Genomic DNA, 12788 nt, shown 5'->3' on the forward strand with positions numbered 1-12788 from the left:
CTTTTCTACTACAGTAATGTCAGCAGCCCGCGCTGCGTCTCACCGTCGACCTGCGCCTCAAGCACACGGCAGTCGATGTCAAAAAAGCGGCGCAGATTTTCCTCCGTGAGGATGGTCTGCGTCTCGCCGAATACATATGCGCCGCGGCGCATCATGAGGCTTTTATCTGATATTTTCAGCGCATTCTCGGGGGAGTGCGTATTCATAACAATCGTCATGTTCCGCTCGCTTGCCAGTTTTTTGAGCAGGCGCAGTACGATGAGCTGATTGTGGAAGTCGAGATGCGCTTCCGGCTCGTCGAGGATCATGATCTTCGGTTCGGTCGCAAGCGCGCGCCCGATGTAGACCATCTGCAGCTGGCCGCCGCTGAGTTCCGTCGCGCGTCGATCCGCGAGCGGCGCAACGCCGACGAGTTCGAGCAGCTCCGCCACACGGCGGCGATCCTCATCGCTCGGCGTTCGAAAGAGGCCGATGCGCCGCGCCCGCCCCATCATGACCATCTCAAAGACGGTATAGGGAAACGCGGGGGCATGACTCTGCGGCACATACCCGATCTTGTCGCTGACTGCGTCGGGTACGGGAGGTTCCCCGGCCACCAAACAGCCGCCGCGCGTCCACGGCAGGATGCCGAGCAGACAGCGGAGGAATGTGGTTTTGCCGATGCCGTTGCGTCCGAGAATCGTCAGTATCTCGCCTGCGGCGAGGGAGAAGTTCAGCCCGGAAAAGAGTTCTGTTTTGCCGTCGTAAGAAAATGCGGCGTCCTTCACCTCGATCATGACCAATCCCCCATTTTTTCCCGCGTACGCTTGAGGAGTACGGCAAAGAAGGGTGCGCCGAGCAGTGCGGTGAGGATGCCGATCGGCAGCTCCGCTGCGAGCAGGCTGCGCGCACAGATGTCGACGAGTGCAAGAAAGATCGCGCCCACGAAGCAGGTTGCCGGCAGCAGCCGCTGATGATCGACGCCGACCATCCGGCGGCACATATGCGGAATGACGAGTCCGACCCAGCCGACGATGCCGCAGCTGGTCACGGAGAGCGCCGTGATAACGGTCGCCGCAACGATGGCGATATTGCGCAGCCGCGCGGGATCGATTCCGAGCGAACGCGCCTCCTCCTCGCCGAGCGAGAGAATGTTGATCCGCCAGCGCATTGCGAGAAGGAGCGCCCCCGCCGCGATCATCGGGAGCCCGATGATTTCGAGCTTGTCAAAGTCCGCCTTGGAAAAGCTCCCCATCAGCCAATAGGTGATGGCTGGCAGTTTGTCATAGGGATCGGCGGCATATTTGACCAGTGAAATGAGCGCGGAGAAGATGGACGAGATGATGATGCCCGAAAGGACGAGTGACATCATCGACACCGATCCGCGACTCTTGGAGAAATAGTACGCGAGCCACACACTAGCCGCACCGCAGATAAAGGCGAGCAGGGACGTGCCGCCGCCCGTTCCCCAGAGCAGGATGCCGAGCACCGCACCGAAACCCGCGCCGCTGCTGACGCCGAGCACATCGGGACTGACGAGCGGATTGCGGAAGATCCCCTGATATACCGCACCCGAGAGCGACAGCCCCGCGCCGACCAGCATCGCGAGCAGAGTACGCGGCAGGCGCAGTTCCAGTACAACGGTCGATGCCATATCGTCTGCGGGCGCACCGCCGAGGGCATTCATCAGAATCTCAGCGACCTCGTCCGGCCACAGCGGGTAACGCCCCGCCGCCAGGGAGAGGAAAAACACGGCGATCAGGCCGCCGGTCAGGCTCAGCCACAGCAATCGGTTACTCTTTTGCATAACCCGGCCTCACTCATGGAAAATGAACTTCAAATCTTCGTCGGTCAGCTGATAACCGAAGAATTTCTCATAGAAGCTGCGCATATCGTCGGCAAGCACATAGTCGTTAAAGACGTCCGGATGCAGCTTCTGTCCGAGCCACTTGATCATCAGCGGCGTCTCGACACACGGCGCATCCCAACGGTAGAGGCCGATGGGCGCTTTCCACACACGACCCTCACGAACGGCGGCAATATTGCTCCAGTTCTGGCCTTCGAGCTTGTTTTCGAACAGATCGCTTGGCTGAACCTGCGAGAAATTGCTGACGATCACGACATCGGGATTCCACGCGGCGACCTGCTCCATCGTGACATTGACCCATGTTCCGTCGACTTCCTTCGCCGCATTCGCGCCGCCTGCCGTCTCAATCATCATGGTATTGACGGCTTTGCCGCCCGCAACCTTGAGATTCTCATCGTATAAATAAAGGACCTTCGGCTTTGGTTTGTCCGCGAGTGCCGCCTTTTTCCCGTCGAAATAGGCCATTGTGTCCTTTTGGAACCCAATGATTTCCTCGGCACGGTCCTCTTTGCCGAGCACTTTTCCAATGACGCGGATGCCGTTCTGCAAGTCCTCCATCGTGCCGTATTTCAACGCGATGGTCGGAACCTTAAGCGCCTCCAGCTGTTTGATTTCCTCCTCTTGATAATTCCAAACGACGATGGCGCTCGGCTTCAGTTTGCCGAGTTCCTCCATATGAATGGCAAAATCCTGTCCGACAAAATCGGTGGAGGCATCTGCTAGCTCCGGCGCCATCGTCTTCAGCATGGAGATTTCATAGGCGGCCTTAGCGGACGGATGCATTCCCGCGATACGGGCTCCCGTCCCATCGACGGCGTAGATGACCGATGCCCACGGAATCGGTACGACGGCCAGGCTCTTGACCTCTCCCGGCAAATGTACCTCACGCCCGGTCGTGTCCATCACGATCCGCTCCGCCTTTGGCGCGGATGTCTGCTGCTGCCCGCATCCTGCAAGCACGGCGCAGAGGAGCATCAGCGCCCCAAGAAAAGCAAATGACAAACGATGTTTCATGATCATCCTCCGAATCCGAATAAATTAGAATACGGAACCGCACCCCGCAGGCATATTCGCCTCAGAAGCGGTCCCGTCTGTATCTTCTGTGCTGCGCCGTCAGAGATCAAACGTCGCCGACAGCATGAATGTACGCGGCATCGAGAGGAGGAGCTTGCTCCCCTGACCCGGCTGGAGGATCCAGTAGCTGCGGTCGAATACGTTGTAGATGGACGCCTGCAGAGACACGGGCGTCGTTCCGATCTTCGTCCGATAGTTCGCAAAGAGATCAAATACTGCCGATGACGGTACAGAGAGTTCGCGGCGGCCGGTGCCGATAATCGTCCCGCGCGAGACATAGTTCATGCGGCCTGTAATGCTCCAGTCGTCATTCGGCATATATTCAAGGCCGACAACTGCACTCCACGGTGCCGAGCTGTCCGTCGGCAGGCCGTCGTTTGCGCCTCCCTGCGTCCGCTGCTGGCGCGCATGGAGGTACTGGATGCCGCCGAACACATTCCACTTCGGTGCGGCTGCGCCCGTGATGCTGAGATCAACTCCACGATAGCGGTTCTCGCCGTCGAGCCGATAGAACGGCAGCAGGGGATTCGCAGGATTCGGAACCTCGACGTAGTTCGGCTGGTTCACATCAAAGTATGCGAGTGCTGCATACATGCTGCCAAACTTATATTTGACACCGAGCTCCTTCTGTGTCACCTTGACTGCCTCTGCAATCTCCCCCTCGTTGGCATAGCCGCTGCCGACCACCTGCCCGCGCGTCGTAGATTTTGCATATGCACCGTAGACCGAGAGGCGATCCGTCGGCGCATACGTCACACCGAATGTCGGTGCATACTGCGTGTCGGACACCTGATTCCAAGCAGCTGCGGCACGGTAGTTGCCATGGCGGCGCGTCACGGCAGCGAGCAGGTTCCACTTCCCGATCTTTACATTGTCCATCAGGTTGATGCTCGTATCCATCTCCTGATACTGGAACTTCTGGCCGAGGCTGCCGGAGATGTCATAGCTGTAGATCGAGGGATTGTAGATGATGCCGGAGTAGATATTGCCTGTCACATGAGCATTTGGAGCGTCGCGCCGCGTATTGTTGTACTGGACGCGCCACGAGCGGTCCACGGCGAGCGTCACGTCATGCTCCGCTACGCCCGTGCGGAATTTATGGTTTACCCCGATCTGTCCGTAGCGGCTCTTGAGATAGAAATACTGCGACCAGACGCGGTTGCCGCGCAGGTTGCCGTCCCCATCGATCGTAACCTGAGTCCAGTAGATGAAGCGGCGGTTCGTCATATCGTTCGTACCCGCGTTCAGGAACCACTTCGTATGCGGATTGATCCGCTGCTCGTGGTTGAGTGTGATCTGATAACCGTCCCAGCCGCTGTACATGAGATTCGGATCATCGTAGCTGCGGCTCGCATCGGGCGCATTCGGCACCTGCCGCGCCGTGCGCTGAATCTGGAAGCGCCGCTCCGTCCCGCGCAGATGATCCTTGTAATAGCCGCCGAAAAGATTCGTCGTGGTCTTCGGTGTCTCGCGGCTCACATCGACAAAGATGTTGCTCTTTCTCCGTCCCGCACCGCTGACGGAGAAGTTCCCCTCGCTGTGCTCGCCGTAGACACGCACGCCGAACGTACCGTCACCGAGACCGCTGCGGTTCACATCGATATAGCTGCCGTAGTGGCCGTAGCCGCCCATCGTCTGCCGGTAGCGCGTGAAATCGCCCTTCTCCGGGCGTTTCGTATAGAGATACACGGAGACCGGCTGACCCCCGTCCGGGCCATTGTACGACTGCACCGAGCCGGACAGCGTCGCTGCAGGCCCGACCATCACATCGGCACGTCCAATCGTATTCGTCACGGGACCCGCTGCCATGATGAAGAAGCCGGGCACATTGTTGAGGTACATCGCCGAACCGTTTGCAAGCATGCCGCGCGCGGAGAAGTCCGTCTTAATGAGTGAGGTTCCGACGCGCAGCGAGGGAACATTCGCGAGCACCTGATTCACGTCACCTGATGGTGCAGCGAACGTATCAAAATTCTTTGTCGTGAGACTCTGTGCCGTATATGGCACCTGCATGACGTCCTGATCTCCCATCAGGCCGAAATTCGTCTGCTCCGCCTGGAATCCGCCCGGCAAAACGAGCCGTCCGTCCGTATCGGCAAGTGCACGCGTCCCCGTCACCGTAACTGCGGGCAGTTCATAGGTATCGACTTCCGCCTGCATCCTATCGCTCTGTATCTCAGGCTGTGCCGCACTTGCGATTCCGCTGCCCGCAAGCCATAGCGTAAGAAGAGATGCAATTTTTTCTTTGTCATGTTCTAATCCCCCTTTGATGTCGTCAACTAGAATTGTTTCAGACTTTATCATAATCACTTGATTAGAGCAATCGAAAAGATTAAAATCATTATTTCAGTTTTTTTGAAGTATCCCCCCTCCCTGTATGCCAAGAAATGCGGCGAGCGCCCTCCGGAACGCCGCACCCAAGACGCCCCCGCCCGCGCACACAGCATCTCTGCCGGAGAGGTACCCGGTCGGTAGCGGCAACAGGCGTTTCTCGCCGTACACGATACAGAATGCAGGATCGGCGACCACGATATCAGCCGCATTCCACAGCGGCTCTAATTCTTCACGGGTTTGAAAGCACAATATTTCCTCACGCCCTGCCGCACGGCGATAGAGTTCCGCCGTCTCATCCGTCCACGCGTACGCCGCGCACCGAATGTCACAATACCCGTAAGCGCGCAGGACGCACACGATGGCACGCGAGGCAATCGGATCGCCGATGAGGAGAATACGTTCGCTGTTCCGCCCATATGATTTACTCCCTGCGGTCTCCTGCGCCGCATTCGCCCGGTACGTCCTGCCGAGCATCTTTGCCGCCGTCCGCTCCCATGCCGCTTTGCCCTGCGCACCGAGCGGCAGCGTTTGCAGCACAGGAATATCGTAAGTGTCATGCAGCCAATCTGCCGCAGGCAGTCCCGCAGCTGATACGCACCAAGCAAGCGCGGGGCGTTCCGAAAGAACATCTCGCCCCGCTATATGCATCCTATATCCGCGCTTTGCAAAAAAATCTTCCGCCGCTGCAAACTGTGCGCACGCACCGACAAGCATCTCGCTCCAACCGAGCACATACACACAGGATGATGTCGTCCCCCAATCTGCCGCAGCCTCCCATACCAAGGACAGAGACGCCGCCGCAATCCCCGTGACGGCATCCTGAAAGCCGCTCGTCGGGAAAAACTTCCCCTTGCAGCCGCAGGACGACAAGTTTTCTAAGATAAATTCCTCCTGCATCCCCATGAATGCAGGCACGGGTGAGCCGAGAAGGTTCAGCTTTTGGAATGCGGCGCCCGCCGCAAGTTCTTCCACCTGCGTGCGTATCGTCTCTTCCATGCCGAAGATATAGTCCTCCGCCGAGGGAAGCGCGGCATAGACGTCCCGCCGTTCCCGCGTCATATCCATACGCGCGATGGGGCTGCGGCAGCCCGACGGTGTGACAAGCACATTCGCCGTATCCGCTGCGCGCAGGAAATCCGCTGCGCCCGCAATATCGCTCATGGGCGGCGGCAGAGATATATCCGCCTCGATGCACGTCTCCTCCGGCGGCAGGCTGCGCAGTATATCCTCCGCCGTCTCGTGCGGCATGGCGTCCGCCTTGGCAAGAGGTCCGCGGAAAAAACAGCGCACGACGCATCCCGTCTCCGCCGAAAGGCGCGCCTCTATATCCGCGAAGTCAAGCCGCACGAGGATATCGAGGCAGGAGAGATAGATGACGATCACACGCACACCGGGGAGATTTCCCGCCGCGCGCACCACATCCCGCAGCTTTTCCTCCATCGTACCGACGACATAGTCCTCCTCGCGCAGGATAACATAACGCAGCTGCGAAAGCACGCCGCGCAGCGCGGCTCTTTGATAGAGGCTGCGCAGACAGATCAGCGCTCCCGGGACGACGAGAACGAGATCGCGGCGCCGGCACAGAAGATCCATACTCGTATTAAACGACGTGATTTCCTCGGCAGCTATCTGTTCCATACGCATCTCTCCTCAATAAAGAAAGGCGCCCCGGCGCATCGCTGCGCCGAGACCTCCGGTCAACCGCTAGCAACTGTCCGCCGTGTCCTTATACTCCGACAAAACGTCGAAAAAGAGTGTCATCGCGGGGCTGTGCCATTTATTTTTTCGTGTGCCGCAAAAGGAGCGGACGTGAATCTTTTCCGACGGCACGACAGCAAGCGCCTTGCGCGTTACGCGATCCTGCACGGCGAAATCCGGCAGAAGCGCGACACCCATGTCATTTTCAATGAGGTTGATGATGGTCTGCGTACTGCGCAGCTCGATGGTATTGCCAAATGTGATCTCTTTTTTACTCAAATAGTCATCCAGCAGAGCGCGAATCTCCCCCGGCATCGGCGTCGCGACGCGCGTGATATCAGCGACGGTTTGTCTGCTCGTCTTCATATCGGGGCAGCGCATTGCAACCGACGGCGATGCGTAAAAATGCGCGGGGCTGCTCTCAAATGCCCGAAAATCAAGCTGCTCCCTGTCTTTCTCATGCACACTGTAAACAAAGCCGATATCCACGGTGTCCTCATGCAGCGCCGTCACGACATCGCGGCTTGTCAGCGAGCGCAGGCGCAGATCCACATGGGGCGCCTGCCGGTGCAGACGCTTGAGGAGCGTGGGCAGGCGAAAACAGAGCATGGATTCGGGTGCGCCGATGGTGAGCGCGCCGCGGTAGTCCGAGATGTCATATTGGAAATTTTGGATCTTGCGTGCGGCTTCGAGCACGTCGTCCACATACGGAACAAGTGCTTCGCCCGCCTGTGTTAAAACCATGCGCCGACCGCTCTTTTCAAAGATCCGCACGCCTGCCGTCTCCTCGAGCTGCGCAACGTGAAACGTAATTGTGGACGGCGTATAGTTGAGCTGACGGGCTGCCTTTGAGAAGCTCCCGGTGCGAATGATGGTCTTAAATGTCGTCAGGATTTTGAGTTCCATGCGTTTTCCTCATACATACGAATACGTCGGAGTGGCCGGAAAATGCCGCAACTCATCTTTTCATGATGTTTTTCTATATCTAGTCTTTTACGGATTTATTTCTTTCTGCGCAGTTCTTCAAGCTGTGCAACAGTCGCGGGATCGAGCCGCTCATGCACCTCAATGCGCCCCGCAGGCTGTGTATGCTTCATGATGTACTCTGCCTTCATCAATTTCTTTGCCTTTTTGACGGAGCGGCGCAGCTCGGGCGACGGGATGCGATAAGCGCCCGCGCCGAGAATGACGCTCTGCTCGGCGCTGTCGGAGGTGACGACGTGGACTTCGCGCCCCTCGCGTACTGCACGGTAAGCAATGCGCTCGATACAGCTGTCCGCCGTCTCGCCCGCACCGGTGTAAATCACGCGCAGACGTCGCCCGAGCTCGATGACGCGTTCTTCATCCTCGGTAAAGAGGGCATCAAAGACAATCGTCATCTCGTAGTTTTCAAATGCGCCGTATTCGGCAAGAATGCGAACGAGCACATCGCGCGCCTCGTCAAGGTTGCCGCGCAGCCGTATCAGCTCCGGCCATGCGTTGATGACATTGTAGCCGTCGACGATGTAGTATGCGCATTCCCTTGCCCTAGCCATGCGGCACCGCGTCTTTCGCCGTACGCTGGCGCATCGCCTCGTACATAAGGATCGCGCCTGCGACGGACGCATTAAGCGAGTTGATCTTCCCGCGCATCGGCAGGCGCACGGTAAAGTCGCAAAGCTCGCGCGTGAGGCGGCTCATGCCGCGCCCCTCACTGCCGATAACGAGAACGAGCGCGCCCGTCAGGTTCGCCTTGTCATAGGTATCGCTTCCCGCCATATCGGCGCCCGCAATCCAAAAGCCATCTTCCTTCAGCGCACGTATGGTCTGCGCGATGTTGCCGATACGTGTGACGGGGACATATTCGAGTGCGCCTGCGGAGACACGCGCCACCGTCTCGGTGAGCGGGACACTGTGGCGGCGGGGGAGGAGGATGCCGTGTACCCCCGCCGCGTCCGCCGTACGCAGGAGCGCGCCGAGGTTGTGCGGATCTTCGATCCCGTCGAGCAGCAGCAGGAGCGGCTCCTCCCCTCGCGCCCGCACGGAGGAAATAATCTCCTCGACCGGCACGTAAGAGACGGGCGCGGCGTAGGCGAGCATCCCCCCGTGCCGTGCCCCCTGCGCCGCCGCATCGAGCTTTGCGCGCGATACGATGTCGACCGTAATGTCATGCGCGCGGGCAAGATCGCGCAGCTCCCGCACGCCGCTGCCATGCAGTCCGTCCGCGATGAGAATGCGGTTGATTCCGCGCCCCGCCTTGATCGCCTCGGTGATCGCATGACGTCCGGCGAGAATCCCCACAGGCGGCTCTATCGGTGCCTCCTCTGTGTACCGCTTTTCCTGTTTCATGAATGCGCTCCTCTCACCGGTTCTGCCTGTATGTCCACGCGCCTGCGATGCTTATGCACGTGGGATGTATGCTTCAAGCCACGGCTCCTCCGCGACGATGAGATCGCGCATACGGAGCATCATTTCTTTGATCTCCCACTGCGCCCCCGGCGTCGTGACACGCTTTTCATAGACGTCCATGAAGGAGCGCAGATTGAGCGTCGTAACGAAATTCGTGCACGCGCCGCCCGGCAGGACAAACCGTGCATCCTGTTTGGCAACGCCGAGCGTGAGCAGATCGTCATACGCCGCCTGAATCGCCTTCATGCAGTCCATATAGCGCACATGTGCTTCGCCGTTCTCCATGATGGTCTGAGGAACGACATGACCAAAGAGTCCGCCCGCCTGCTTCGATGACTGCTCGGAGACGTAGCGCTGGCTCTGCACACTCAGCGAGACACCGATGCGATGGCGGCTGTACTGCGCGAGGAGTGTACGCGAGACGTCCTTGACGGCAAACGTCATGGCGCAGTGCTCGACCACGCTCAGGTGCTTGCTCTTCATGATGCGATCGAGCAGACGCAGCATCTCTTCGTCCGTCTTTTCCTGCGTGAGGAGCTCGATGGGCGAGTCCGCGCTGTAGCAGGTACGCGCCGCCGTCCAGCAGGTTCTGAGGTAGTTCGGCGTCTTTGATATGAGTTTAATTTCCATTGTAATTGTTCCTTATCTGTTCCATCATCTCTTTAGCGATGATTTGAAACGCCGCTTCCGCGATCTCTTCGAGCCGTGCTGTCTCTCCACGCATATAGAGCGACCCGAGCAGCGCCTCAAAGCCCGTGCTCACATGGTACTCCGCGACCGTTGCGCTGCGCGGCGCATGACTCTTCGTATTGCGCGCCCGGCGGTAAATCGTGCGCTCCTCCTCCGAGAGCATCGACTCAATGCCGCGGTATGCCTTCGCCTGCCAGACTGCCGAGACGATCTGCGCGCTAAACGTATCGAGGATCTGCACCTTTGCCTGCTCGTAGGCAAGCAGCCGCATCCGCACATAGAGATGAAAATACGCGTCCCCCACGTAGGCGAGCACGAGCGGATGCACCTCCCGCGCATCAACCGTCTCGTAGCGTGTGATGATATTCCCCGCCGCATCCGGCGCGAACATCATATGCACAAGCTCTTGAAAGCGTTCAAATTTCATACTGCGGTCATGCTCTCTTCCAGCGCACACCGGTCGGGGTATCCTCGAGAACAACGCCACGCTCTTTGAGTTCGTCGCGGATGCGGTCGGCAAGCGCCCAGTTCTTCTGTACACGCGCGTCTTGCCTGAGAGCGATGATGATCTCCATGAGACCGTCCGCAAGACCGCCCTCGACCGCAGCCGGCTCCTGCTCAAAGATGCCGATGATCTCCGCCATCGTACGGTAGGCGTCCGCCGCCTCCGCGAAATGTGCCGCATCGAACGCCGTGCCGTGCTCGAGCTCCTGCCGGTATCGGTTAATTTCCTTGGACAACCCGAACATCTGACTGAGTGCGAGCGCCGTGTTAAAGTCGTCGTCCATCGCCGCGTCGAATGCCGTGAGGAAATCTTTTGCCTGCGCCACAAGCGCGGCGGCTGTATCCGCCGTTCCCTCGCGTCCCGAGAGCTCGTCGACCACCTCTTTCGTATGGGCAAGGCGCGCGAGCGCCGCCTCTGCCTCGCGCAGGCGCTCGTCGCTGAAATCAAGCGGGCTACGGTAATGTGTCTGGAGGATGAAGAAGCGAATCACTTCGCCCGGGAACTCCTTAAGGATGTCCTTCACCGTGAAAAAGTTGTTTTTCGACTTCGACATCTTTTCATTGTCAATCGTAATAAAGCCGTTGTGCAGCCAATAGCGCGCGAATTTCTCGTGTCCGTCAATGCACGGCTCCGCCTGCGCGATCTCGTTCTCATGATGCGGGAAGATGAGGTCGCTGCCGCCTCCGTGGAAGTCGAACGCCTCGCCGAGATACTTCACAGACATTGCGGAGCATTCGATGTGCCAACCGGGGCGTCCCTTGCCCCACGGGCTCTCCCATGCGGGTTCGCCTGGCTTTGCCGCTTTCCACAGGGCAAAGTCCATCGGATGACGCTTCGTCTCGTTGATCTCGACCCGCGCACCCGCCTCCATATCGTCGAGGCTGCGACCGCTCAGTCTTCCGTAATGCGCGAATTTCTCCACGCTGTAGTAAACGTCGCCCTCGCTCGTCGCGTAGGCATAGCCGCGTGCGATCAGAGTCCCAACCATGCGAATGATGTCCTCCATCGTCTCTGAAACGCGCGGGAATACGTCGGCACGATGCACGTTCAGTGCATCCATCGCCGTGAAATACGCTGCGATATAGCGATCCGAGATCTCCTTCCACGTCACGCCCGCGCGGTTCGCAGCATTGATGATCTTATCATCCACATCGGTGAAGTTTTGAATGTAGCGCACGCGATAGCCCTTCCGCGCGAGATAGCGGCGAATGACGTCCCACGTGACAAAGGGGCGCGCATTGCCGATGTGCGGATCATTGTACGGCGTCACACCGCAGCAGTAGATGCTGACTTCGCCCTCCTTCAGCGGATGAAATTCCTCTTTCTTTCGCGTCATTGTATTATACACAGTAAGCATGATAGGACTCCTCTATGATCTTTCCTCAAGGGCATGCAGGCGTTCTTTGAGGGTCTCGATTTCCTGCCGCATCAGCTCGATGCCCTCTGCGATCGGATCGGGTAGGATATCGTGGTCGAGGTCGACGTCCAGCTCTGCGGCGATCTCCTCGACACTCTCCCCTTCTTCCGCCGACAGCGCGCGTGCGCGAAGTAGCTCTTCCTCCGTACGGACACGGTGCCCCTTCATCATGACGATACGTCCCGGGATGCCGACGACCGTCGCATGGGCAGGAACGGGTCTGAGTACGACCGAACCCGCGCCGATCTTCGCATGGTCTCCGACGGTAAACGAGCCCAGCACCTTAGCGCCTGAGGCGACGACGACATTGTTGCCGATCGTCGGGTGGCGCTTTCCCTTTTCTTTGCCCGTGCCGCCGAGTGTTACGCCCTGATAGAGCGTGACGTTCCTGCCGATCTCCGCCGTCTCGCCGATGACGATGCCTGTGCCGTGGTCGATGAAAAGACCCTCGCCGATCGTCGCACCGGGATGAATCTCGATCCCCGTCAAAAAGCGAGCGACATTTGAAATCAAACGCGGTACGAGCACCCAGCCGCGCAGATAGAGCGCGTGCGCAAGGCGATGTGCCCAGATCGCGTGCAGCCCCGAATAGCAGAGTACGACCTCAAGCGTACTCTGCGCGGCAGGGTCGCGCTCAAAGATAACGCGAATATCGCGGCGAATCCTCGCGAACATAGCAGCATCCTCTCCCGGTAACAAACAGCCCGCAAAAGAAATGCGTCCGCACCCGCTTGGACGCCGACGCACAGATTTTCTTTGCAGTCGTTCTTATTCTACCAAAAAAACACCCGCTTGACAAATTTTTATCAGCGGGTGTTCCTATTCCTATGATAAGG

Annotated in this window: 12 protein-coding genes; all 12 read right to left on the bottom strand. The window is 58.7% G+C overall.

All coding sequences use genetic code 11. The features are described 5' to 3' along the window. Nucleotides 1–8: 8 nt before the first annotated feature. Nucleotides 9–776 (bottom strand): ABC transporter ATP-binding protein, encoded by a 768-nt coding sequence (locus HMPREF9162_RS08080; protein WP_037350433.1) that lies wholly within the window; start codon nucleotides 774–776, stop codon nucleotides 9–11. After that, nucleotides 773–1786: an iron ABC transporter permease gene (locus tag HMPREF9162_RS08085; RefSeq protein ID WP_009658241.1), complete on the bottom strand. Its 1014-nt coding sequence runs from the start codon at nucleotides 1784–1786 to the stop codon at nucleotides 773–775. The genes HMPREF9162_RS08080 and HMPREF9162_RS08085 overlap by 4 nt, the downstream gene beginning before the upstream one ends. Before the next feature lie 9 nt (nucleotides 1787–1795). Then, nucleotides 1796–2860: an ABC transporter substrate-binding protein gene (locus tag HMPREF9162_RS08090; protein ID WP_009752804.1), complete on the bottom strand. Its 1065-nt coding sequence runs from the start codon at nucleotides 2858–2860 to the stop codon at nucleotides 1796–1798. Nucleotides 2861–2959: 99 nt separating this feature from the next. Next, nucleotides 2960–5224: a TonB-dependent siderophore receptor gene (locus HMPREF9162_RS08095; RefSeq protein WP_009752872.1), complete on the bottom strand. Its 2265-nt coding sequence runs from the start codon at nucleotides 5222–5224 to the stop codon at nucleotides 2960–2962. Nucleotides 5225–5266: 42 nt separating this feature from the next. Next, nucleotides 5267–6892, bottom strand: a complete 1626-nt coding sequence (locus HMPREF9162_RS08100) for a hypothetical protein (RefSeq protein ID WP_009752808.1) — start codon at nucleotides 6890–6892, stop codon at nucleotides 5267–5269. 66 nt (nucleotides 6893–6958) lie between these two features. Next, nucleotides 6959–7858 (bottom strand): LysR family transcriptional regulator, encoded by a 900-nt coding sequence (locus HMPREF9162_RS08105; RefSeq protein WP_009752889.1) that lies wholly within the window; start codon nucleotides 7856–7858, stop codon nucleotides 6959–6961. A 95-nt stretch (nucleotides 7859–7953) separates the two neighbouring features. Then, nucleotides 7954–8487: an NYN domain-containing protein gene (locus HMPREF9162_RS08110; RefSeq protein ID WP_009752809.1), complete on the bottom strand. Its 534-nt coding sequence runs from the start codon at nucleotides 8485–8487 to the stop codon at nucleotides 7954–7956. Beyond that, nucleotides 8480–9280, bottom strand: coding sequence for a 23S rRNA (guanosine(2251)-2'-O)-methyltransferase RlmB (gene rlmB / locus HMPREF9162_RS08115; protein WP_009752876.1), 801 nt, complete (start codon nucleotides 9278–9280; stop codon nucleotides 8480–8482). Before rlmB ends, HMPREF9162_RS08110 begins: the two co-directional genes overlap by 8 nt. Nucleotides 9281–9331: 51 nt before the next feature. Then, a complete protein-coding gene (gene thyX / locus HMPREF9162_RS08120; RefSeq protein WP_009752827.1) occupies nucleotides 9332–9970 on the bottom strand; it encodes an FAD-dependent thymidylate synthase in 639 nt (212 codons plus the stop codon). Beyond that, nucleotides 9960–10457, bottom strand: coding sequence for a Mini-ribonuclease 3 (locus tag HMPREF9162_RS08125; protein ID WP_009752881.1), 498 nt, complete (start codon nucleotides 10455–10457; stop codon nucleotides 9960–9962). The genes thyX and HMPREF9162_RS08125 overlap by 11 nt, the downstream gene beginning before the upstream one ends. A gap of 7 nt (nucleotides 10458–10464) precedes the next feature. Next, nucleotides 10465–11892: a cysteine--tRNA ligase gene (gene cysS, locus HMPREF9162_RS08130; protein WP_009752825.1), complete on the bottom strand. Its 1428-nt coding sequence runs from the start codon at nucleotides 11890–11892 to the stop codon at nucleotides 10465–10467. A 12-nt stretch (nucleotides 11893–11904) separates the two neighbouring features. Beyond that, entirely contained in the window at nucleotides 11905–12627 is a 723-nt protein-coding gene (gene cysE, locus HMPREF9162_RS08135) for a serine O-acetyltransferase (RefSeq protein ID WP_009350080.1), read from the bottom strand. Nucleotides 12628–12788: the final 161 nt, after the last annotated feature.

This window comes from Selenomonas sp. oral taxon 137 str. F0430, assembly GCF_000183625.1.
Lineage (GTDB): Bacteria > Bacillota > Negativicutes > Selenomonadales > Selenomonadaceae > Centipeda > Centipeda artemidis.

Coding starts and splice junctions, on each gene's coding strand:
- HMPREF9162_RS08080 (WP_037350433.1), bottom strand. CDS start 776: ATGATCGAGGTGAAGGACGCCGCATTTTCTTACGACGGCAAAACAGAA.
- HMPREF9162_RS08085 (WP_009658241.1), bottom strand. CDS start 1,786: ATGCAAAAGAGTAACCGATTGCTGTGGCTGAGCCTGACCGGCGGCCTG.
- HMPREF9162_RS08090 (WP_009752804.1), bottom strand. CDS start 2,860: ATGAAACATCGTTTGTCATTTGCTTTTCTTGGGGCGCTGATGCTCCTC.
- HMPREF9162_RS08095 (WP_009752872.1), bottom strand. CDS start 5,224: ATGATAAAGTCTGAAACAATTCTAGTTGACGACATCAAAGGGGGATTA.
- HMPREF9162_RS08100 (WP_009752808.1), bottom strand. CDS start 6,892: ATGGAACAGATAGCTGCCGAGGAAATCACGTCGTTTAATACGAGTATG.
- HMPREF9162_RS08105 (WP_009752889.1), bottom strand. CDS start 7,858: ATGGAACTCAAAATCCTGACGACATTTAAGACCATCATTCGCACCGGG.
- HMPREF9162_RS08110 (WP_009752809.1), bottom strand. CDS start 8,487: ATGGCTAGGGCAAGGGAATGCGCATACTACATCGTCGACGGCTACAAT.
- rlmB (WP_009752876.1), bottom strand. CDS start 9,280: ATGAAACAGGAAAAGCGGTACACAGAGGAGGCACCGATAGAGCCGCCT.
- thyX (WP_009752827.1), bottom strand. CDS start 9,970: ATGGAAATTAAACTCATATCAAAGACGCCGAACTACCTCAGAACCTGC.
- HMPREF9162_RS08125 (WP_009752881.1), bottom strand. CDS start 10,457: ATGAAATTTGAACGCTTTCAAGAGCTTGTGCATATGATGTTCGCGCCG.
- cysS (WP_009752825.1), bottom strand. CDS start 11,892: ATGCTTACTGTGTATAATACAATGACGCGAAAGAAAGAGGAATTTCAT.
- cysE (WP_009350080.1), bottom strand. CDS start 12,627: ATGTTCGCGAGGATTCGCCGCGATATTCGCGTTATCTTTGAGCGCGAC.